At 29.9% G+C, this 20,865-nt stretch carries 19 protein-coding genes, 1 pseudogene and 1 other annotated feature; of the genes and pseudogenes, 9 read left to right on the forward strand and 11 right to left on the reverse strand.

Annotated elements, in window-relative coordinates:
- Positions 1-2 precede the first annotated feature (2 nt).
- From A7L45_RS03280 to A7L45_RS03295, 4 genes and pseudogenes are all read left to right on the forward strand, one after another.
- Entirely contained in the window at positions 3-638 is a 636-nt protein-coding gene (locus A7L45_RS03280; protein WP_187350228.1) for a putative bacteriocin export ABC transporter, read from the forward strand.
- Between the two features lie 144 nt (positions 639-782).
- Complete coding sequence (locus tag A7L45_RS03285) at positions 783-2,417, forward strand: ABC transporter ATP-binding protein (RefSeq protein WP_071611443.1); 1,635 nt, start codon at positions 783-785, stop codon at positions 2,415-2,417.
- A gap of 101 nt (positions 2,418-2,518) precedes the next feature.
- Positions 2,519-2,743 (forward strand) — a binding site (T-box leader).
- Positions 2,744-2,805: 62 nt separating this feature from the next.
- On the forward strand, positions 2,806-4,575 hold the full coding sequence (gene thrS / locus A7L45_RS03290; RefSeq protein ID WP_071611444.1) for a threonine--tRNA ligase: 1,770 nt from the start codon (positions 2,806-2,808) through the stop codon (positions 4,573-4,575).
- A gap of 46 nt (positions 4,576-4,621) precedes the next feature.
- Positions 4,622-4,774: pseudogene (locus tag A7L45_RS03295) on the forward strand (amino acid--tRNA ligase-related protein); the annotation flags it as partial.
- Between the two features lie 95 nt (positions 4,775-4,869).
- On the opposite strand, the gene A7L45_RS03300 reads toward A7L45_RS03295, so the two are convergent.
- Both A7L45_RS03300 and motA read right to left on the reverse strand, forming a co-directional pair.
- On the reverse strand, positions 4,870-5,598 hold the full coding sequence (locus A7L45_RS03300; protein ID WP_071611445.1) for a flagellar motor protein MotB: 729 nt from the start codon (positions 5,596-5,598) through the stop codon (positions 4,870-4,872).
- Positions 5,573-6,388 (reverse strand): flagellar motor stator protein MotA, encoded by an 816-nt coding sequence (gene motA, locus A7L45_RS03305; protein WP_071611446.1) that lies wholly within the window; start codon positions 6,386-6,388, stop codon positions 5,573-5,575. The genes A7L45_RS03300 and motA overlap by 26 nt, the downstream gene beginning before the upstream one ends.
- 408 nt (positions 6,389-6,796) lie before the next feature.
- On the opposite strand from motA, the gene A7L45_RS03310 reads away from it, so the two are divergent.
- The gene (locus tag A7L45_RS03310; protein WP_071611447.1) at positions 6,797-7,345 is read left to right on the forward strand and encodes an undecaprenyl-diphosphatase; all 549 of its coding nucleotides are present in this window, start codon (positions 6,797-6,799) and stop codon (positions 7,343-7,345) included.
- Positions 7,346-7,455: 110 nt separating this feature from the next.
- Here A7L45_RS03310 and A7L45_RS03315 read toward each other — a convergent pair whose 3' ends face one another.
- The 5 genes from A7L45_RS03315 to rpiB form a co-directional block, all read right to left on the reverse strand.
- Positions 7,456-8,184 (reverse strand): ABC transporter permease, encoded by a 729-nt coding sequence (locus A7L45_RS03315; protein ID WP_071611448.1) that lies wholly within the window; start codon positions 8,182-8,184, stop codon positions 7,456-7,458.
- Positions 8,177-9,100, reverse strand: a complete 924-nt coding sequence (locus A7L45_RS03320) for an ABC transporter ATP-binding protein (RefSeq protein ID WP_071611449.1) — start codon at positions 9,098-9,100, stop codon at positions 8,177-8,179. Before A7L45_RS03320 ends, A7L45_RS03315 begins: the two co-directional genes overlap by 8 nt.
- A 191-nt stretch (positions 9,101-9,291) precedes the next feature.
- Entirely contained in the window at positions 9,292-10,632 is a 1,341-nt protein-coding gene (locus A7L45_RS03325; RefSeq protein WP_071611450.1) for a sensor histidine kinase, read from the reverse strand.
- Positions 10,629-11,348 (reverse strand): LytR/AlgR family response regulator transcription factor, encoded by a 720-nt coding sequence (locus A7L45_RS03330; protein WP_071611451.1) that lies wholly within the window; start codon positions 11,346-11,348, stop codon positions 10,629-10,631. The genes A7L45_RS03325 and A7L45_RS03330 overlap by 4 nt, the downstream gene beginning before the upstream one ends.
- Before the next feature lie 218 nt (positions 11,349-11,566).
- On the reverse strand, positions 11,567-12,055 hold the full coding sequence (gene rpiB / locus A7L45_RS03335; protein WP_338132995.1) for a ribose 5-phosphate isomerase B: 489 nt from the start codon (positions 12,053-12,055) through the stop codon (positions 11,567-11,569).
- Between the two features lie 242 nt (positions 12,056-12,297).
- On the opposite strand from rpiB, the gene sstT reads away from it, so the two are divergent.
- Positions 12,298-13,530, forward strand: coding sequence for a serine/threonine transporter SstT (gene sstT, locus A7L45_RS03340; RefSeq protein WP_071611453.1), 1,233 nt, complete (start codon positions 12,298-12,300; stop codon positions 13,528-13,530).
- A 199-nt stretch (positions 13,531-13,729) separates the two neighbouring features.
- Here sstT and A7L45_RS03345 read toward each other — a convergent pair whose 3' ends face one another.
- Both A7L45_RS03345 and A7L45_RS03350 read right to left on the reverse strand, forming a co-directional pair.
- Positions 13,730-14,059, reverse strand: coding sequence for a rubredoxin-like domain-containing protein (locus A7L45_RS03345; protein WP_071611454.1), 330 nt, complete (start codon positions 14,057-14,059; stop codon positions 13,730-13,732).
- A gap of 376 nt (positions 14,060-14,435) precedes the next feature.
- Positions 14,436-15,731: a C40 family peptidase gene (locus A7L45_RS03350; RefSeq protein ID WP_071611455.1), complete on the reverse strand. Its 1,296-nt coding sequence runs from the start codon at positions 15,729-15,731 to the stop codon at positions 14,436-14,438.
- A 300-nt stretch (positions 15,732-16,031) separates the two neighbouring features.
- Here A7L45_RS03350 and A7L45_RS03355 point away from each other — a divergent pair, with 300 nt between their 5' ends.
- Positions 16,032-16,847, forward strand: coding sequence for a zinc ribbon domain-containing protein (locus A7L45_RS03355; protein ID WP_071611456.1), 816 nt, complete (start codon positions 16,032-16,034; stop codon positions 16,845-16,847).
- 81 nt (positions 16,848-16,928) lie between these two features.
- Here A7L45_RS03355 and A7L45_RS03360 read toward each other — a convergent pair whose 3' ends face one another.
- Complete coding sequence (locus A7L45_RS03360; RefSeq protein ID WP_084647336.1) at positions 16,929-18,332, reverse strand: sensor histidine kinase; 1,404 nt, start codon at positions 18,330-18,332, stop codon at positions 16,929-16,931.
- A gap of 365 nt (positions 18,333-18,697) precedes the next feature.
- Between A7L45_RS03360 and A7L45_RS24025 the strand changes: the two genes are divergently transcribed.
- Complete coding sequence (locus tag A7L45_RS24025) at positions 18,698-18,832, forward strand: hypothetical protein (protein WP_257786562.1); 135 nt, start codon at positions 18,698-18,700, stop codon at positions 18,830-18,832.
- 271 nt (positions 18,833-19,103) lie between these two features.
- Here the strand turns inward: A7L45_RS24025 and A7L45_RS03365 are convergent, their stop codons facing one another.
- The gene (locus A7L45_RS03365) at positions 19,104-19,697 is read right to left on the reverse strand and encodes an SH3 domain-containing protein (RefSeq protein ID WP_071611457.1); all 594 of its coding nucleotides are present in this window, start codon (positions 19,695-19,697) and stop codon (positions 19,104-19,106) included.
- Positions 19,698-19,859: 162 nt separating this feature from the next.
- On the opposite strand from A7L45_RS03365, the gene A7L45_RS03370 reads away from it, so the two are divergent.
- Positions 19,860-20,864, forward strand: a complete 1,005-nt coding sequence (locus tag A7L45_RS03370; RefSeq protein WP_071611458.1) for a potassium channel family protein — start codon at positions 19,860-19,862, stop codon at positions 20,862-20,864.
- The last annotated feature ends 1 nt before the right edge of the window (position 20,865 follow it).

The following is a 20,865-nucleotide window of genomic DNA, read 5'->3' on the forward strand; positions in this document are numbered from 1 at the left end:
ATATGAATATTATAGAACTTAAGAACGTCACAAAATGTTACGGAAAAAAAATGATATTAAATAAATTTAATTTAAGTGTTAAAAATGGCGAGATTATTGCTATAAAGGGAGTAAGCGGAAAAGGTAAAAGTACGTTGCTTAACATAATTGGATTAATAGAAGATTTTGATAATGGTGAATTAATTATTCATGGTGTTTCAGGATTAACTCCTACAAACAAAAAAACACCAAAAATGATTCGTGAGAAAATAGGGTATTTATTTCAAAATTTTGCTCTAATAGATAATGCTACTGTTGAATATAACCTTAATATAGCTATGAAATATATTAAAATTAGTTCTGCGCAGAAACATGAAAAAGTAATTAAAGCTTTATGTGATGTTGGATTACAAGGCTATGAAAAGAAAAAAGTATATGAGTTAAGTGGAGGGGAGCAACAAAGGGTTTCAATTGCAAGAATAATGGTGAAGCCTTGTGATATTATTTTAGCTGATGAGCCAACGGGATCCCTCGATGAAAAAAATAAAAATAAGATACTAGGTTTATTAAAATCGCTAAATGAACAGGGGAAAACTATAATTATAGTTACCCATGATGAATCTGTGACCCATATTTGTACGAGAGTAAAAGTAATTTAGGTGGTTATGAAATTAAAACTAAAAAAACATGGTCACTAATATTTATTTAGTTGTATAATAATGGTATATTATATGCTGAACAAGCTAGAAGAGCACTTAAGCTGGGTAATATATAATCAAAAATGAATATTTAAAGGAGATATGATGGGCAAAATAAGCAGTTTATTAAAATTAACACCGTTTATAAAAAAACATAAGTTGGTTTTTATTGCAGGAATTATAGGTATGTTATTAGGTTCAGTTATTGCTACCCCGATTCCATATATAATAGGGATTATTATGGACAAGGTGCTAATAGCGAAAAAGGGATATAATCAGCTCTATTATTATATTGGTATAATAGCTGTATTTTATGTTTTGCGTTATTTTATTTCAATTTTTTCAAACTACATGTTTGTAAAGATTAACAATCTAGTGGTTAATGAGCTTAGATGTACTGTAATGGATAAAGTTATGGAACTACCTATGAGTTATCTTGCAAATACTGAGAAGGGATATGTGCAGAGTCGAATAGCGGAATGTAGCACTGTTGGTAGTATATTTTCACCATCTTATGTGGGCATAGTTTTAAGTCTAACAGATGCTGTACTTGCCTTGGTAACAATGTTTGCTATAAATTATAAACTATCTATAGTAATTCTTATTTTGACACCATTATTTTTCTTTTCATCTAAGATGTCAATGGGCAATTTCATGAAGAATACAAAAGAAATGCTAGAATATAATGCAACTTTAAATGGAGAGTGTTTTGAAATAATCAATGGAATTGAGGACATAAAAATACTTAATGGAAAAAGCAATCATCTTAAAAAGTTTAATGATAAATTATCTAAGCTCGTAAAAAGTAGCTTAAAACAAAGTAAATCTATGATTATATTCATGGGGAATATAACATTTATTAATAATTTTGGATCTCTTTTGGTATTACTTATTGCAGGAATTTTGATTTTAAAGGGAGAATTTACAGTAGGATTATACACATCTTTTTCTTTATATATAACTAAGGTTTTTAGTAGCATTCAAGGAATAGGTACTATGGGAACTATGATAAAGCCAGTATGTCTAAGTATTGAGAGGGTTTACGAACTTTTAGATATGGATGATGAAAATAGTGGTAAAAACCAAAACTTAAATGAAGAAATTAAGAGTATTAAATTTGAAAATGTGGCTTTTAAATATAAAAACAATATAAAAAATGTGCTTAATGATATAAATTTCGAAATAATTAAAGGCGAAAAAGTTCTTATTAAAGGGGAAAATGGTTCGGGTAAATCTACAATTATAAAATTACTGCTAGGCTTATATAATCCAGTAGAGGGTAGAATATTATGCAACAATATAGATATGTCTACGGTTAACACCAAAAGTTTAAGGGAAAGAATAGGCATTGTATCTCAGAGTATATTTCTATTTAAGGGAACTGTTTTAGCTAATATATTGTATGGGCAAACTAAAAAGAAACTTAAAGACGTGGAAGAACTTATAAAAAAATTAGGACTTCAGGAATATATTAATAGATTACCTAAAGGTTTGGACACTGAAATAACTCAGAACAATTCTGGAATTTCAGGTGGACAGGCACAGGTTATAGCTTTCATAAGAGTTATCCTTTCTAATAAGGATGTAATAATTTTAGATGAACCAATTTCAAATGTAGATGTTGAAACAAGAGACTTAATTCTAGGTATTTTAAGGGACAAGGATTATGAAGGAACATTAATTGTTGTTTCTCACGTCATAGAAGGTATGGATTTTCTTAATAGAATCATTGAAATATGATAATGATTTGAAAATTAATAATTTATAGGTTTAATATACATATTTATTTAATTAAAACACATATTGACAATTAAGGCGATTTAGAATACAATAGTTTTAAATTAAAAACTATGACGAGGAAAAGTAAATATTAGGCTGCTTTAAGAGAGAGAAACTCATCGGCTGTAAAGTTTCTTAAGCAAGCAATGTTGAAAACCACCTCTGAGTTGATTACTGAACTTAAGTAAGTATTTCCGCTAGCCGGCGTTAATGGTGTTGAGTGATAGAAGCGTTTTTAATTATGCTTTTGTAATTTGGGTGGAATTGGGACAAAAGATGTCCCTAAATCGAGATAAAACTCGTCCCTTACTTTGGGACGGGTTTATTATTTTTTGAAGGAGGAATATTTATGTTGAAAATTGTAATGAAAGATGGCACTGTAATAAATTCTAATGAAGAAGAAGGAAGAAGGGCACTTAGACACACCGCCTCTCATATACTTGCTCAAGCAGTAAAGAGATTATATCCAAATGCTAAATTAGCTATTGGTCCTGCAATAGATAATGGATTTTATTACGATTTCGATGTAGTAGAACCCTTTACTATGGATACACTCGAAAAAATAGAAGTAGAAATGAGAAAAATAGTTAAAGAAGACTTAAGATTAGAAAGGTCAGTAGTTTCTAGAAAAGAAGCTTTAAAAATCATGGAAGATAAGGGAGAAATCTATAAAATAGAACTTATTAATGATTTGCCAGAAGGGGAAGAATTAGTTTTTTTTAAGCAAGGAGATTTTATAGAACTTTGCGCAGGACCTCATGTCTTATCAACTTTAAAGGTAAAAGCTTTTAAACTATTATCAGTTGCAGGGGCTTACTTTCGAGGTAATGAAAAAAATAAAATGCTTCAAAGAATATATGGGACAGCATTTGCGAGGAAAAGTGAACTTGATGAATATTTGAATATGCTTGAAGAGGCAAAGAAAAGGGATCATAGAAAACTTGGGAAAGAGCTAAAGTTATTTGCTTTAATGGATGAGGGACCAGGTTTTCCCTTCTTTCTCCCCAATGGCGTAGTTTTAAAAAACAAGTTAATTGAGTACTGGAGAGAAATTCATAAAAAGGCTGGTTATGTTGAGATAGAAACTCCGATGATATTAAACAAAGAACTTTGGGAAACATCAGGGCATTGGTCTCACTTTAAAGAGAATATGTATACTGTAAGCATTGATGATGAAGAATTTGCAATAAAACCAATGAACTGTCCAGGAGGAATGCTTGTATATAAATCAGAAACTCATTCATATAGAGATTTACCAATAAGAGCTGGAGAACTAGGCAAGGTGCACAGGCATGAACTATCTGGTGCATTGCATGGTCTTATGAGAGTTAGAGCATTTACACAGGACGATGCTCACATATTTATGAGGCCAGAGCAGATTAAGGATGAGATAAAGGGTGTAGTTAGACTTATAGATGAAGTTTATGGAAGGTTTGGATTTAAATATAAAGTGGAATTTTCAACAAGACCAGAAAATTCTATGGGAAGTGACGAAGAGTGGAAATTAGCAGAGAGCTCACTTATAGGTGCTCTTGAGGAAATGAACATGGACTTTAAAATTAATGAAGGAGATGGAGCATTTTACGGTCCTAAAATTGACTTCCATTTAGAAGATAGTATAGGAAGGGAGTGGCAATGTGGAACTATACAACTAGATTTACAGCTTCCACAAAGATTTGACTTAAAATATATCGGCAGTGATGGAGAAAAGCATAGACCTATTGTTATACACAGAGTGATTTTTGGTAGTATAGAAAGATTTATTGGTATTTTAATAGAACATTTTGAAGGCAAATTTCCAACATGGCTATCACCTGTTCAAGTTAAAATACTACCTATATCTGAGTTGTACAACAATTATGCAGAGGTCGTAAAAAACAAGTTAGAGAGGAGTAATATTAGAGTTAGTTTAGATTGTAGGGCGGAAAAAATAGGGTATAAAGTTCGCGAGGCTCGAATTGAAAGATTGCCTTATATCATAGTCATTGGTGAAAAAGAGCAAAACTCAGAAAGTATTTCTCTTAGAAGTAGAAAAAATGGTGATGAGGGCAACTGTTCACTAGAGGCTTTTATTTCAAGAATTACACAGGAGATTGATGGCAAAATTCTAGATAATTAGTGGTATAATGTGAGTTATTAAATATAAATGATTAACACCAGAGGTTTATCACAATTACACTTCTGTTTTCAAATACGGAATGCCACCACACGGAGGGCTTGCAATTGGACTTGAGAGAATCACAGCGCAATTGCTAGGATTAGAAAACGTAAGAGAAGCATCATTATTTCCAAGAGATAGAACAAGATTAGCGCCATAGTGTAAGGAGCAAATAGCCAATAACCCTTAATATATCAGATTATATTAAGGGTTATATGTGTTGTTATTCCCATTGTTGATATCTAGAATGACAGCTTACTTTGTAGCTACAGGATATTTACGGGCAACGAAAATTTCTACTCTTCTGTTCTTAGCTCTGTTAGCCTCTGTAGAATTGTCATATTTAGGATTATATTCACCATAGGCTTGAATTGAAACATTTTTGGGATTAAGTCCTCCTGAATTAACCATATATGTCATAACATTTATAGCGCGAATAGAACTTAAATCCCAATTTGAACGAAACTTCGAATTGTTTATAGGTTTATTATCTGTATATCCTGCAATTTTAATATCGTTATGCAAATTTTTAAGCATGGCTGAAATCTTTAAAAGCAAAGGAGTTACATTTTTTAATACTGATGCATCACCAGAAGCGAAAAGAGCAATAGCTTCTATTGAAATATCTAGTCCATCTTTATTTACAGCAACTTTAATATGACCTGAATAACCATTGTTACTGATTTCTTTATCAAGTGTATTTTTCAATGAAATCATAGTATTCTGCTCAAGAGAACTAGCTGATGATGCGGATGAGCTTGGGTCAATAGAAGCAATTGTGCCACTATCGCTTTGTAAAATCCCAGTACCACCTGAAAAAATTATGTTAAATTGTGAACTTACTTTCTGAAGTTTTGCTTTATCAACCTGACTCATAGCAAACATTACAATGAAAAGTGCAACTAGAAGTGTGAGCATATCAGAGTATGGAAGAAGCCATGATTCATCAACATGCTCTTCAGAGTGTTCCTTTTTCTTTCTCATTACTATTCTCCTCTGCGCTAATTTGTTGGAACTTTAATCGGTCCTTAGGTTCTAACATACATACTAATTTATTTTCAATATTTTTTGGATTTTCTCCTAATTGGATACATAAAACGCCCTCAAGTACTATATTCATAGTATTTACTTCTTCACTAGACTTTCTTTTTAATCTAGATGCAAAAGGATGGAATATTACATATCCAAAGAAAATACCATAAAGGGTAGCAACAAATGCTGATGCGATACTTTCACCAAGTTTTTGAGTATCAGCTAAATTGCCTAGTGCACCAATTAGACCTATAACCGCTCCTAAAACTCCTAATGTAGGAGAAGATGCTCCTGCCGTTGTAAGAATTGATGCCCCCAAACGGTGTCTTTCTTCTAGACCGTCAATTTCAATTTCTAAAATCTCACGTACGGTTTCTGGATCTACACCATCTACTACCATTTCCAAGCCTTTTTTCATAAATTTATCATTAATATCTTTAATTGTTTCTTCAAGTGATAATAATCCATTTTTTCTTGTTACTTGTGACATTTGAACAATCTTTTCTATTGTTTCAGCAGAGTTGTCTCTTTTTTTTTCTTTAAAAAGAACACCTAAAAGACTTGGGATTTTAAGAAACTCTTTCTTAGGAAAAGAATTCATTACTGCTGCAGTAGTACCAACAAGAATTATAATTGCTGCTTCTGGATTTAGTAATACTGAAATGCTTGAACCCTTTAGAGTCATTCCGGTAACAATTGCACCGAGACCTGTAATAATACCTATAATTAAAAAAATATCCATTGTATACCCCCAAAAAAAATTTTATAAATACTAAAAAGGTGGTTCTTAAACATAAATTCACATATATTATCTAATAGCTTGTTTAAGATAAAATATAAATTGATTTTAATAATAACAACTATAGTAATATAATAACATAATAGTTATCATTTTATAATTATATATATTTAATTATACAGTGAATTTTGTATAAATACTTCAAATTAAGGGCATATGTTCTAAAAATAGGGTATATATACACTAAATATAGAATGTCATAATTAACAAGTGAACGATATATAGCAAATTTACGGTAATAATAGTATAATTTAGTAAAGGTAAAATGATATATTAAAAAACATAAAAAGAGATTTTAATATATGAGGGTACAAGCTCTTTATTTTTTACTAAAGATGGGAGAGTGAAAACATGAATTTGACTTTATTTAGACTAATAAACAATTTAGCAGATAAAAACGCATTTTTAGATACTGTTATGATTGTATCTTCAAAGTATGTTATCTATTTATATGCACTATTATTAGGAGTATATCTAATAATAGGTTATGGGGGTAAAAATAAAAAAGCAAAGGAGATTGTGACTCCAATTATAGTATTGATTACAATAAACTTTATATTAACATTTATAATCGGGATTATGTGGCATGAACAAAGACCATTTAGTGAGCATACAGTAAATCTATTATATACGCATAAAAATAATGCTTCATTTCCAAGTACTCACGCAATAGGGGTAATGACTATAGCATTAGGAGTTAATAATAAAACAAAAAAACTAGGAAAACTTTTAATTATCCTAGCAATTATTGTTGGTATATCAAGAGTTTATGTAGGCCACCATTATCCGCTTGATGTTTTAGGTGGATTTTTATTAGCTATTTTTAGTAATTATATATATATAAAAGGCTTTAGTAAAACAAGTATTTACAATATCAAAAATAGAAAATACTCAGGATGAGAATGAAAAGTTAAACTATGAACATGGGATTTCTATGTTTATAGCTTAACTGAAAAGTATAATAATATCACTAATGTAGTATGAATCAATTCCTAATGAATCTGAAGCTGCTACTGTACTATATCTTTTTTGTTTATAACCAATGAACTTATAAAAGAAAATACTATTATATATATAACAGCAACTATTGCAAATAAAAATATACTGTGTGGACCGCTCTTATTTATGTAGGGCGCAGCATACATTCCTCCACCTGGCATAAAGTAAATTACATTCTCTTGTAATGGTATAAACAGCATACTAAGTATAACAATTCCTATTCCTAAACCGATCATTGTACCACTATTATTAATAAGCAATGCAAGTAAACTTATCATAGCACAAAAGGACAGTAAAGGAAGTATTATAATACCATAACATTTAATATTGAAAACAAGAGTTTTCAAAACATCTCCTTTTCCACCCAGTCCAAATGTAATAGTCCCTACAATATAGCTAAAAATAAAACTAATAGCCATAAATATTATTGCATATAAAGCTATAAATAAAAGCTTTCCAATTATAAAATCACTTTTCTTTATAGTTGTCATCAAAGAAAATTTCATAGTTCCAAGGCTGTAGTCCTCAGTTAAAACTTCGGCTATAACAAGCACCATAAATATTGGTACTATAGGTTTCATCACTATGCCATCTAAAGTTGCCAGCGCAAAGTTATTTGCATTAATTCTATGACCAATTGTGCCCATGAGGATTATACTGAAGATTAATATAGCGCACAGTAAATAAAACTTTTTACTACTAAGCATTTTTATTATCTCATTTTTAAAAATCTTAAGCATATTTTTTATCTCCTTCCATTAGATTTAAAAAGTAATCCTCCAAAGAGTTTTCCTTGCAGCTTATATTTTCAATATTTATTTCATTTGAAACTAGTAGCTTATTTATGTTCTGGAAATTACCCTTTTTAAGCCTAATTCTTATACCACTCTCAAATTTATCGATTTTCATTGAAATGTCCATGGCTGTGAGAAGCCTTGCAGTCTTTTCCTCTTCCCTAGTATGAATCTCTATTATTTCCTCGTCAGTATTTAATAATTCGTCAACATAACCTTGAACTCTTAGACAACCGTTTTCTATAATTCCTATTCTGTTACATACGGCTTGAATTTCACTCAATATATGAGATGACATCAGAAAGGTTACTCCATACTTTTTGGATAAATCGTGTATTAATTTTCTTATGTCTTTTATGCCCTGAGGATCTAATCCATTGGTAGGTTCATCTAGTATAACTATATTGGGATTGTTTAAAAAAGCTCTTGCAATTCCAAGCCTTTGTTTCATACCTAATGAATATTTTAAAACCTTTTTATTTGCGGCATCAGTCATATCCACCATTTCAAGCACTTCATTCACCCTCTCCTTTGGAAGTTCATAAAGATTAGCCATAAGAAGAAGATTTTTGTAACCTGATAATCCACCATAAAAACTTGGGGCTTCTACCATGGCACCTATCCTTTCAATAGCCTTTTCTCTTTGACTATGAACGTCATACCCGTTTATAATAACCTTTCCTGATGTAGGCTTTATGAGACCCATGATACTCTTTATAGTTGTACTTTTCCCCGCCCCATTTGGTCCAAGAAATCCATAAACATCTCCCTCATATACTGTAATGTTTAGATTATTCACCACTTTTTTACCCTTATATTCTTTAGTTAAACCCTCTGTTTCTAATAAATGCTTTTGCGTCATATATAATCAGCTCCATTTCTACTTGATGATTATATATTACCAATCTTTTAGTACTATATTGATTAGCTATTCCTAAGTGACATTTAATCCTTCATAAAAAAGCTTCTTTTTACGATAAGGCTTAAAAAATTAACGTTTACGAAAATTGAATAAATTATCAAACGCAAAAAAACATCCACATAGGATGCTTTTTAAATATATTTTATCCACAATTCTTGAACAAACATCTTACCTTCTATGCTTGTATTTAAGAATGCATTATGATATTTTTTATCTAAAATCTGTTTTACGCTATATAAACCTAATCCTCGTCTTTTCCCATTTGTGGAATAGCCTTCTTCATATATCTTATAAATCTTAGGTTTCTGCCCAAAAAAATTATTTTCAATAACTATGGTCACATAATTATCTTTGTTTACCAAGCAAACATAAAGCTTAGGATATTCACTTTTTTGTGCAGCTTCAATAGCATTATCTAGCAATATTCCTATGATTCTGCATAAATCCATTATATTCATAGCTATATTCTTTATATCTTCAATTATTTCCACTTTTATATCAATGTTAAGTCCTGCTGCCTTTATTAGCTTTGTAGATAGTATTGCTTTAAGGCCGTCTACCTTGATATATTTTAATTTATCAATATTGCTATTACTCCAATTTATGTCCTTGTCCATGTCAATAATATTATCATAAAAAAACTCCCTTAATCCTTCTATATCAGCCTTATCTATGTATTCTTTAAGGGGGGTCAGCATATTCATATAATCGTGCTTAAATCTTCTGGTTTCTCCGTACATTTCCTCTATCATATTAGAATATTCCATTATTTCTTTTTTTTCCTCAATCTCTCTTTTAAGATTAACACTATATTCTAAGCTCTTGTCATAGTTATACACAATTATGGTTATAAGAATAATAACTACTAAAGGCAATGCTACTGGTATAAAGTTACCTACAATAAAATCTACTTTCCCCTTATCTATTATGTGATAGCTCAAAATATACCACAGTCCAAATATCATCAAAGTTAAGGGTAGGCTAATAATTAATATAATTCTAAATCTTAATTTATCCGCTGTATGCTCATTATAGCCTTTTTTCCTTTTTACAGTGCTCTTTATTATTAAACAGCTTAAAATAACCACTGGTAACAATATAATAAATTCTAAAAAGCTGTATCTTGGTGGTGGTATATTATATAAGCTTTTACCTGAAAAAGCATATACAAGAATGTATAGCGTATGAAATAAATAAACCACATAAATTATTAGCAATGCTTTTATATTACTTCTATTATTTTTTAGCTGAAAAATAGTAATTATACAAAATGCAGGAAGAATGATTGAATAAGAACCAGTACTAATGAATATTCCTATTATAAAAGATATAAAAAAACATTTTCTTATCTCTTTTTTCCTTATTAATTCCTTATTTAAAATATATATAGAAATGCAACATAAAATGCTAATAAGTATGGAAGGTATAATCAGAGAACTTAAAATTACAATTATAGAAGATTCAAATATCATGCTAAAAGCCCCTTCATGTATCTAAAGGAAACATAACATTCTTCTCCATTTTCCATTATTATTTTATTATTTTTCTTGTCCACTTCTTTTATTTTATCCTTATTAACAATATAAGACTTATGACACCTGTAAAAGTTTGGAGTAAGCTTTTCCTTAATATCTTTTAGATTACCATAAAAGGCAAATCGCCTATCTTCCTCATGAACACATATCTTATGAGCCACTACTGTAGTTTCAATAAATAAAATGTCAAAAAGCTTTATATTTATTATTCTTGATTCATCTTTTATGGATATGTATCCATTTTTATTTTCTGATTTATAATAAGTGTTATAAGCCTTTAAAATGCAGCTGTTAACCCTATGCTTAAAATCTTCATCATCCTTTATTACATAATCCATAGCCTCCACCTTATATTTGAATGCCAAATAGCTCATCTCTAAATGAGTTGTGACAAATATAATAAAGCCTAGTGAATCCATTTCCCTTATAGTCTCGCCTAGCCTTATGCCATTTATATTGTTTTTCAAATCTACATCTAAAAAATATATACTTGTGTTTTGATTTTTTTGTACGTAGCTTATCACTTCTTCAGGATTCGCTGTGCAAACTGCTACTTCCAAGCTTAACTCTTCTCTTAAAATAGTATTTTCTATAAGATTGTTTAGCTTGCCTCTATGGACCGCATTATCTTCACAAATTATTACCTTAAGCATAACATTTCTCCTTAAGGTCATTGATATATTTCATACATCATGCCTTTTACCTTTATTATATCATTAGCAAATATAAACTTCCAGTTTATGTTATGACCCCAATGGACCTAACAATACGAATTTTATAAGTATTCTTAATGCAGCCTTTCTTATCTTAGTTGATAAAGGGCGCCCACAAAATGGACGCCCTTCACTTATATAGAAATATTTTAATTATGTTATATTTCGGAGAGCTTTTTCAAATGCTTTTCTGAAATTTCGTTTATTTTGTCCACTCGTAATTTATATTTTTTAGTGTCAACAAGAAAATCTGTAGTTAACCAGGTATTTACGATTTCAAGTGCTATCCCTGAACCAATTATTTTTGCGCCAATACAAAGGACATTTGTATTAGAATGTAATCGTGCTAATTTTGCACAAAATGGATCTTGACAAACAGCAGCATATAAACCATATATTTTGTTAGCAATTAAAGCACTTCCGTACCCGACTCCGTCAATAAAAATTCCTCTATCAGCTTCACCATTAGCAACAGCTAAGGATGCGGGATAGACAAAATCTGACAAATCACTGGCTTCTTCATTATATGTTCCATAATCTTGAACCTCATATCCTTTTGTTTCTAAAAATGTTTTTATCTCTTGTTTTAAAGCAAATCCAGAATGATCACTTGCAATAGCAATTTCCATATTCAATATAACCTCCATTTTGTTTCTAGTTTAATCAATATTAACATTTGTGAACTTCAAAAGTAAAGTAATGATTTAGAGTTTGAAATTTATACCATTATATTTTGCTACTTAAGAACGTCTTTATACTCAATTTCACGAATAGTGCGATAAAAGCTAACTTTGTGTTGAATTAATATATTATAAATGTTAAAATGAATTATTATATACACTAAACTTGCATTATTTCGTTATTATTAATTATTGGAGGGGAAATTATTTTGAAAAAATTAATTAAACAGTGGAATCAAGTAAGCCTAGTATTACGAATAATTATTGGCTTAGCTGTTGGTATTTTCTTAGCTTTAGCGATTCCTGAGCAAGCGAAATTCGTCATTATTTTTGGTTCTTTATTTGTTGGTGCATTGAAATCAATTGCGCCTATATTGGTGTTTTTCTTAATCATGTCTGCCATATCCAAGCATAAGAGTGGGCATCAAACTAATATGAAATCAATTATCGTTCTTTATCTTTTAGGAACATTTTTGGCCGGATTTACAGCGGTTGTTGTAAGCTTTATCTTCCCAGTAACACTTACACTTGCAATGGCTAGAGGTGGTTTGACACCACCTGGAGGTGTCGTAGAGGTTCTTAAAGCATTACTAATGAACGTTGTTGATAATCCAGTAAAGGCACTTTTTAATGCCAACTACATTGGCATATTGTCTTGGGCGTTAGTTCTTGGCGCTGCTTTAAAAAATGCGCCGGATACTACAAAAACGATGATTACTAATTTTTCAGATGCAGTAACTCAAATAGTTAAATGGGTTATAGACTTTGCGCCACTTGGAATCATGGGTCTTGTATTTGAGGCGATTTCTACAACTGGAATGAAGGTTTTAGCTAGCTATGGGCATTTACTTGCAGTTTTGATTGGATGTATGCTTTTTGTGGCTCTTGTTGTCAATCCAATTATTGTTTACATTTATATTCGAAAGAACCCATTCCCACTTGTGTTGATGTGCTTAAGAGAAAGTGGTATTACAGCATTCTTTACACGTAGTTCAGCTGCAAACATTCCTGTAAATATGAGATTGTGTGAAAAACTAGGTTTAGATAAGGATACGTATTCTGTATCTATTCCATTAGGATCTACCATTAATATGGCTGGAGCAGCAGTTACGATTTCTGTTTTAACACTTGCAGCAGTTACAACACTTGGAATTAAAGTGGATCTGCCTACAGCATTTATCCTTAGTGTATTGTCAGCAGTATGTGCTTGCGGTGCTTCAGGAGTGGCTGGTGGATCGCTGCTCCTAATTCCTCTAGCATGTAGCTTATTTGGCATACCAAATGATATTGCTATGAAGGTAGTTGGTGTAGGGTTTATCGTAGGTGTTTTACAAGACTCTTGTGAAACGGCACTTAATTCATCTACGGATGTACTTTTCACAGCAGCAGCTGAATTTGCGAAGATGCGTAAAGAAGGAAAAGAGATTATTATTAATAAATAAAACACTATATGAAGTCACATTTAAGGTTTAAATTAATTAAACCTTAGAATATAATTTGAAGAGTATAAAATAATATAATGCAAAAAAAACAGTTAGATAATTTTTAAATTATCTAACTGTTTTTTCATTTTTATACTATTATTCTGAGAATTATTAATAAAACTTAACAAATTCTCCAACAGGCTTTTTATAGCTTATTTTACCACTTACCTAAACTCATATGGCCTGCAAGTTCAGCTTTTGATCTTTGTTTTATAGTCCAAGCTTCATTTTTAGCTTGTGTAAAAGCTGATACACATTTAGGATCAAGATTATCGTCTATTCCTTCTTGACTAAGGAATGCTATTTTTTCAGCGAGCGCTATGATTTCAATATGAATATCATTTGATTTATTTGAACGGTAAATTTTTTCAGAAGCTTCACTGCTTAACTCTTCAAATTTATTTTCATCTACACCACATTTAGGACATTTTACTGGAGCACCCTCACTTACATATCCACAAACAGTACATTTAAATAATTTTTTCATATTTATACCTCCATTTGAATTATTGATAGTGTTAACACTATACTTGTTTTATTTATAAAACGATTACTTTATAGTTCCTATCTACTGCTATACTAATATATTATTAATAATATAGCAACATATTTTATCAATCACATTTTTATTAGTCATAATTTGAAAACAATTAGGGATTATAAGATTATTATGGGAATAACTAAGCAATTTATGCTTATTACTAATATCTACTATAATACTATATTTTATTTCGGGATTGAAATTTAAAGATATTGCAAATCTTAAAAAAAAATAGTATAAACTATGTTGGAGTGGATTACTATTAATGGAACTCTGCCAACACTGTAATGAATTATGGGGATATGATAAATGAATATTTAGTTTATTGATAATTTACTGCAGAAGTAAATTTCTGTATAAAAGGAGTTCCGCTTGTGGATATAAGATCTATGGTCGAAATGGCAACCTGTAAGGCAGAGCGTGTTTCGTAATTAGATCCATTTTTAATACTATATCCTGAAAAGCTGTGAATCATATAATGAGTATTCTTATATTTGCCAAGGTACATCATTACATGTCCCTCTAAAAATAGTGAAGCACCTGGTTTTAGTTTATCCATTAAGGAGTATCGGTTTTTTAGTGAATTATTTTTTTTGAATTTAATAGAATTTTTTTTATTAGCAAAACTATTTTCTTGTTGTTCAGCATTGCGTGGAAGTAAGAGTCCGAAACATTTATAAATCGTTAGTATAAAGCTAGAACAGTCTTTTCCGGAAAATTTATCTCCCCAATCATAGGGTGTATCGATAAATTTAAGAGCTTGATTTATTATGTTATACCTTGTATATGGAAGGTTTCCATTTATAATGTCCTCAGTGTTATCTATAGTAGCATTTTTAAATATAAGGTTGCCACTGATATCACTTGTTGGATATTTTATAACATAATTATCCATCATATTAGATTGATTATGGTTTAATAAGAATAGCTTAGTACCCATTCCACATTTTATAGTTATTGGGGTGGAGTCCTTTTCATTAATAGTTAAAGTAGTTTCTTTGGCAATAACCATTAAAAATTCTTTGCTTTTAGAATAATTTGAAATTTGTTTTTTATTTTTGGCTAATGCTATATCATTACTTTTAACCCAACCGAAATAATTGTAATTTTTTACAAAATACCATTTTTTATCTAGACTCTTATGGAGTATTAGAACTGGCTCGAAGGGAAAGCAACTTGTCTCTTGAAACCTATCAAAGTTATTTATTTTACTATGCTCTAAAGACGAAAAAATCGGGCTTTCTATGGGGAAACTTCTCACTGAAGTCTTTTTTATGCTTATACCGTACTCAATAGTAGTATAATCATTTATTTTATCTAAATTTGTATTGCGTATAATTTCTTCAAAGTAATCAGTGGGGATTAACTTCCCATTAGAATCAAACATATCTTTAGTGAATAGTTTATATGATTGTATGAGATCAATGAGAGGTTTAGAAGCTATAGTATCACCTTCATTAGCTAAATCATATAAAGAAGGTATTATAGATTTAAGATTATTATTGAATTTTTCAATTTCATCTATAGAAAGTATTATTTCTGTAGCGTCAGTAAGATCATGCATCCAAAAGGATGCGGAATACATAATAGTTGGGAATATATAGTCATCCTTATACATAAATACACCTCACTAGTTACAGAATCATTTACATTATAATACTAATTTTGAATATAATCCATATAAAAGATGCGGTAACGTATTGCAATTGCCAGGGCCATCCCTAAATTAGAAAATATTGGTGAAGATTTATAATAAAATATGGTATACTATGATAAATATAGTTGAAAAATTATGAATAAAGTAAATTGAAATCTGAATAGTAGGATTACAGCGTTTTCGTATTATCTTATAATTTATAGTTATATTTTATTTATTAGAAATTGTATAAAAAGATATACATATTAAAGGAGTGTTAAAATGAAACATTGCATAAAATGCAACACAGAACTGGCAGACAAAAGTAAATACTGCAATGAATGTGGAAAAAACCAATCGACAGATGAGTATGACAATCAAGATAGTTATGATGAGCGAGAGGATAATTACACAAGAAGTCCTGTATATAACACTAAGCCAGAGTATAGGGAAAACTCGGATTACGGAGATGCTAATAACTTTAATGCAAAACGTAAACATAGTCCAATATTAATAATATGCTTAATAGTAACAGTAATAGTAATAGTAGGAGGAGTTGTTGCACTTGGTTTATTGTCAGCTCATAAATATACATCAGATGATCTTAAATATCAGGATATACCGGCTTCAACTAAAAGTGTTACTCCCGAAGTAACTAAAACTGAACCAGCTAAAACAGCTAAATCAGCTATAGTAGGAAAATTACATCAGAAAGTTATTGTTCCGGATATTCGGTATGGAACATATGAAATTGAAATTAACAGTATTACATTAACAACAGAAAGAAATAAATATAGCAAGGTTAAACCAGTAGAAGTGTATAAGGTTAATTATACCTACAAATTATTGTCTAGTGGAACTTCAACACATGGTTTATACGTATCTAGTTTTGCTTCATTTGACAGCACCGGAGAGTCAGGAGAAGGTTATCCAGGCGGGACTGGTGATTACCCTAAGCCATTAACTATTATAGGGACTAAATGTTCAGCAGATACATTTGTAGCAGTTAAAAATAAAAGTTCTTTCATAAATTTAGTTTTAGACTATAGTGTGACTAATGATAGCGGACATATGATATTTAAAATACCAACTAAATAATTGATTAATTAATGCAAGGGCTAAATTTAGATTTAGCCCTTACACTAATTTAATCATATTTTTTCTACTTAACGTCTTGAATTATTCTGTATATATATCAGACAGCTCAATATTGATTCGGTCAGTTATGTCTTTTTTTATCTCGTTTGCACCTAAGGAATTATTAGCTTGTTTTACTGGAAGAATGATAATAAATTCACTTCCAATATCCGGTTCACTTTTAAGGATTATCTTGCCTTCATGTAGTTCCACAAAAGATTTAACTAGAGAAAGTCCTATACCAGTTCCTTCATTATTTCTTTTTAAGGTCTTATCCACTTGCATAAATCTACCGAAAATTATTTCCTTTTTATCATCGGGGATTCCTACTCCAGTATCTCTAACTGATATCTCGACATTATCCACTTTATCCAATACGGTTACATATATTTTGCCGCCTCTGTCTGTAAATTTTAAAGCGTTTGAAAGTAAGTTAAGTATAATTCTCTCTATCTTATCACCATCAAACGCCATTAACTTTTCTTCAACATTAGTGTCAAATATTATGTCTATACCTTTACTTTCAGCGATAGAAATTATAGACATGGTAATATCTTCAATCAAATAAACAATGTTTCCATTCTCCATATGTAGTGTAATAAATCCCGAATCTAGTTTCGTAATATCTAATAAATTGTTAATTAATCTAATAAGTCTATTAGAATTTTTCTTCATTATTTGTAAATACTTTCTTCTCTTTTCAATAATTTTTTCTTCAGTGCTTTCATTGTACATATTCATCATCTGTAGAGAAGCAAAAATTACATTTAATGGAGTTTTTAATTCATGCGATATGTTACAAAAGAACTCTGTTATAAATTTATTATGTTCTTTTGTTTCGTTCAATAGTTCAATAGTTGTTTTTGCATCTTCTTTTAATTTTAGCATTTGTAATTCCATTTCTAACAGTTCTACTTGATTGCTTTCAAAAGTCACGTGTTCCCCTAATATCCATGCTATAATGATAAATCCTACCGATAACACCAAGTCATTTTCAAAATAGGTGTTTACTACTAAATTAGAAACAAAAGTCAAATCTATAGATAATATAATAGCTGAAGATATATAAGAAAGTATCAAACCACGCCTCTTACCTTGAGATATGGTTGTTGTCATAATGCAAAAGAAAAACAGATATTTATATTGACTTTTATAAGTGCCAGATAATAAAATAAATAAAGATAGAATAAAAATAAATAAGATATCTTCTGCAACTAAAAGATTCTTTGATTTTTTAAAGTTATTTTTAAAATAAATAATCCACCATAATAAATAAAATAATGATAAAAAGATAAGAAATACTGCCAAATTTAATTGTAAACGAGTTATGGAGTTTGTTTTATTATATGGAATATTGAAAATAAGTATTAATATAAATAGTAAAATAGCGAACTTAGTAAATGTAATTATTGCTAAAATGTTATTATATTTATCATTGTTATTCATTTTTCACCTTCTATTTACCTATAGACAAACTAACTGGTTTAGCTACAGACAATCATATTTTTGTATCTTCTATTATGTTTTTGGTACTTCATTTTATTGTCATAAGATTTAACATGTAAAGCAAACATTTTATTTCCATTTATTCTAAATAAAAACATTTACATATAACATAATACATTAAAAGAGATGATAAATCCATACTTGTTTTGCAATGCGTGACAATTTGTTTGAATTATAGGGGAGTTCTCAAATAGTTTCTTTGGATACATAATTTAATAATTATTAAATATAAATTGTAATAATTTGGTTTTGTGTATAATTATCAGGGTCAATAAGATAAATAAATCAAGGTGTGGTTGGTACAAATGATAAAAGCTGTAAGTACACAAAACAAATATGAATTAAAGGTTGATGTGAAAGAAAAATTTGAAGGAATGTTTACAAAAGAAGCTATAGATATGAAGAATGATTATAAAACAAAAATACTTCCTTTTTTTTAGGGTAGGCAAAAATGTAGGAGTTATTCCAGTTGCATTTACGGAGGAAAAGGAGATTACTTAAAGACAGCTGGATATTAATAAGAAGGGAACATCAGTCTAGTTGATTTATCCAGTACTTAATTGGCAGTATTAAATTTTCAATATAACAAATCTGAATTAAGTTGAATGTATTGAAAAGTAGACTTTAACGATATTTTTAGGTATTAACATCGTTAAAGTCGCAATAATTATTGCTTCTCATCTCACATTATAAAAGTTTCAAATTTTTTATTTAAGTTGTTATCTTACTTCCAACGGGAAGTACATAATCTGCACTTACATATCCTATTTTGCCATTGTAAGCTATCTTATAAAAATTATTTGTTTTTCCACTTATCATAACTATTGTTGATGATTTTACACTTCCGATTATAGAATAGTTTGTACCTGCTCCACTTCTTACATTCAAAGTTGAATATGTTCTACCACCGTAAACTGCTGGCAATACAACGGGTTTAGCTGTTATTTTTACATATTGTGAACTTATGTAAGCTGTTTTACTATTATAGGTTACTTTATAAAAATTGTTTGTTTTACCGGTTATAATAACTTTGGTCCCCTTTTTCATAAATCCTAATACAGCATAGTTTGTTCCAGCTCCACTTCGTACACTCAAAGCACTTGCAGTTGTTGCACCGTATTGTGTTGTGTACACACTACCCAACACTTTTATATTTGTATCTATACTGCTTGTACTAATTTTATAGTTTGCATTATTGATACCACCTATAGATATAAATGTGATACCCATAGTAGCAATAGCTATAACAATCTTTGTTTTTAATGAATATTTTCTAAATTTTGTTAAGTTTTTAATATTTTTCAATGTTAATCCTCCTTTAAGTATATATTACCCATACTATTTTACCTTATTTTAGTATAAAATTAAGTCTTATTCTAAATTTAACATTTTATACATTTTTAATTGACTTAATATGTAAATTAATTTTATGGTATAATTTTTTTATACTAATTAGGGGGCGGAGTTATGGAAGGTTACCGTAAATTTAACTTGGTTATCACAATACTAATAGCATTGCTCCTTATAGGAACATTAGGATATAAATTTTTATTAGATGTTAGTATTGTAGATGCATTATATATGACTGTTATAACCATATCAACGGTAGGATATACTGAAGTGGCTATTATGGATGCAAAAGCTAAGCTTTTTACTATATTTCTTATTTTTTTAAGCTTAAGTACTGTGGGGTATATATTTAGTAGCATTGTAGCTTATTTTTTAGAAGGAGATTTAAAAGATGCATGGAGGAGGAGACGTATGGAAGTTGGTATAGCCAAACTAAAAGACCACTATATAATATGTGGAGGTGGTGAAACAGGGGGAAATGCTATAAAACAATTTCAAAAAAGTAATGTTCCATTTGTTGTGATAGATAGAGATGAAGAAATAATAAAGGGACTAATAGAAAATAAAATATATGCTATTCAAGGAGATGCCACGGAGGAAGAGGTATTAGATAAGGTAGGAATAAAGTTTGCTAAGGGTCTTATTTCTTCATTGTCTACAGATGCGGATAATGTTTATACTGTCCTAACCGCAAGAGAAATGAATAGCAATTTATATATTGTATCTAGAGCTATAAATAAAAATGCAAATGAAAAGCTAAAAAAAGCAGGTGCAAATAATACAATTTCTCCAAATGAAATAGGTGGAAGTAGAATGGCAGCTCTAATGCTTAGACCTACCGTTATTGCTTTTTTGGATATAGTAACTCATGATGGAGAGCTAATTTTAGACTTAGAGGATGTAACTATTTGTGAAAGTTCGATTATAATAAATATGAGTCTTATGGAAGCTAGAATTCCTGAAAAAACAGGGCTAATAGTTTTAGCAATTAAAAAGGATATTAATAAAAAACTAGTCTTTAATCCAAGTTCTAACCAGGTACTAGAAATGGGTGATACCATGGTAGTTCTAGGAACAGAAGAACAGGTTAGTAAACTTAAAAAAATTGCTAAAGAACTATAAA

It is taken from the genome of Clostridium estertheticum subsp. estertheticum (assembly GCF_001877035.1).
GTDB lineage: Bacteria > Bacillota > Clostridia > Clostridiales > Clostridiaceae > Clostridium_AD > Clostridium_AD estertheticum.

What these genes read in the sequence shown, in the direction of transcription:
- A7L45_RS03355 (WP_071611456.1), top strand. Translation starts at nt 16,032, where the DNA reads ATGAAACATTGCATAAAATGCAACACAGAACTGGCAGACAAAAGTAAA.
- A7L45_RS03280 (WP_187350228.1), top strand. Translation starts at nt 3, where the DNA reads ATGAATATTATAGAACTTAAGAACGTCACAAAATGTTACGGAAAAAAA.
- A7L45_RS03330 (WP_071611451.1), bottom strand. Translation starts at nt 11,348, where the DNA reads ATGCTTAAGGTAATAATTTGTGAAGATAATGCGGTCCATAGAGGCAAG.
- A7L45_RS03345 (WP_071611454.1), bottom strand. Translation starts at nt 14,059, where the DNA reads ATGAAAAAATTATTTAAATGTACTGTTTGTGGATATGTAAGTGAGGGT.
- A7L45_RS03350 (WP_071611455.1), bottom strand. Translation starts at nt 15,731, where the DNA reads ATGTATAAGGATGACTATATATTCCCAACTATTATGTATTCCGCATCC.
- A7L45_RS03325 (WP_071611450.1), bottom strand. Translation starts at nt 10,632, where the DNA reads ATGATATTTGAATCTTCTATAATTGTAATTTTAAGTTCTCTGATTATA.
- A7L45_RS03285 (WP_071611443.1), top strand. Translation starts at nt 783, where the DNA reads ATGGGCAAAATAAGCAGTTTATTAAAATTAACACCGTTTATAAAAAAA.
- thrS (WP_071611444.1), top strand. Translation starts at nt 2,806, where the DNA reads ATGTTGAAAATTGTAATGAAAGATGGCACTGTAATAAATTCTAATGAA.
- rpiB (WP_338132995.1), bottom strand. Translation starts at nt 12,055, where the DNA reads ATGGAGGTTATATTGAATATGGAAATTGCTATTGCAAGTGATCATTCT.
- A7L45_RS03360 (WP_084647336.1), bottom strand. Translation starts at nt 18,332, where the DNA reads ATGAATAACAATGATAAATATAATAACATTTTAGCAATAATTACATTT.
- A7L45_RS03310 (WP_071611447.1), top strand. Translation starts at nt 6,797, where the DNA reads ATGAATTTGACTTTATTTAGACTAATAAACAATTTAGCAGATAAAAAC.
- A7L45_RS03315 (WP_071611448.1), bottom strand. Translation starts at nt 8,184, where the DNA reads ATGCTTAAGATTTTTAAAAATGAGATAATAAAAATGCTTAGTAGTAAA.
- A7L45_RS03370 (WP_071611458.1), top strand. Translation starts at nt 19,860, where the DNA reads ATGGAAGGTTACCGTAAATTTAACTTGGTTATCACAATACTAATAGCA.
- A7L45_RS03300 (WP_071611445.1), bottom strand. Translation starts at nt 5,598, where the DNA reads ATGAGAAAGAAAAAGGAACACTCTGAAGAGCATGTTGATGAATCATGG.
- A7L45_RS03320 (WP_071611449.1), bottom strand. Translation starts at nt 9,100, where the DNA reads ATGACGCAAAAGCATTTATTAGAAACAGAGGGTTTAACTAAAGAATAT.
- motA (WP_071611446.1), bottom strand. Translation starts at nt 6,388, where the DNA reads ATGGATATTTTTTTAATTATAGGTATTATTACAGGTCTCGGTGCAATT.
- A7L45_RS24025 (WP_257786562.1), top strand. Translation starts at nt 18,698, where the DNA reads ATGATAAAAGCTGTAAGTACACAAAACAAATATGAATTAAAGGTTGAT.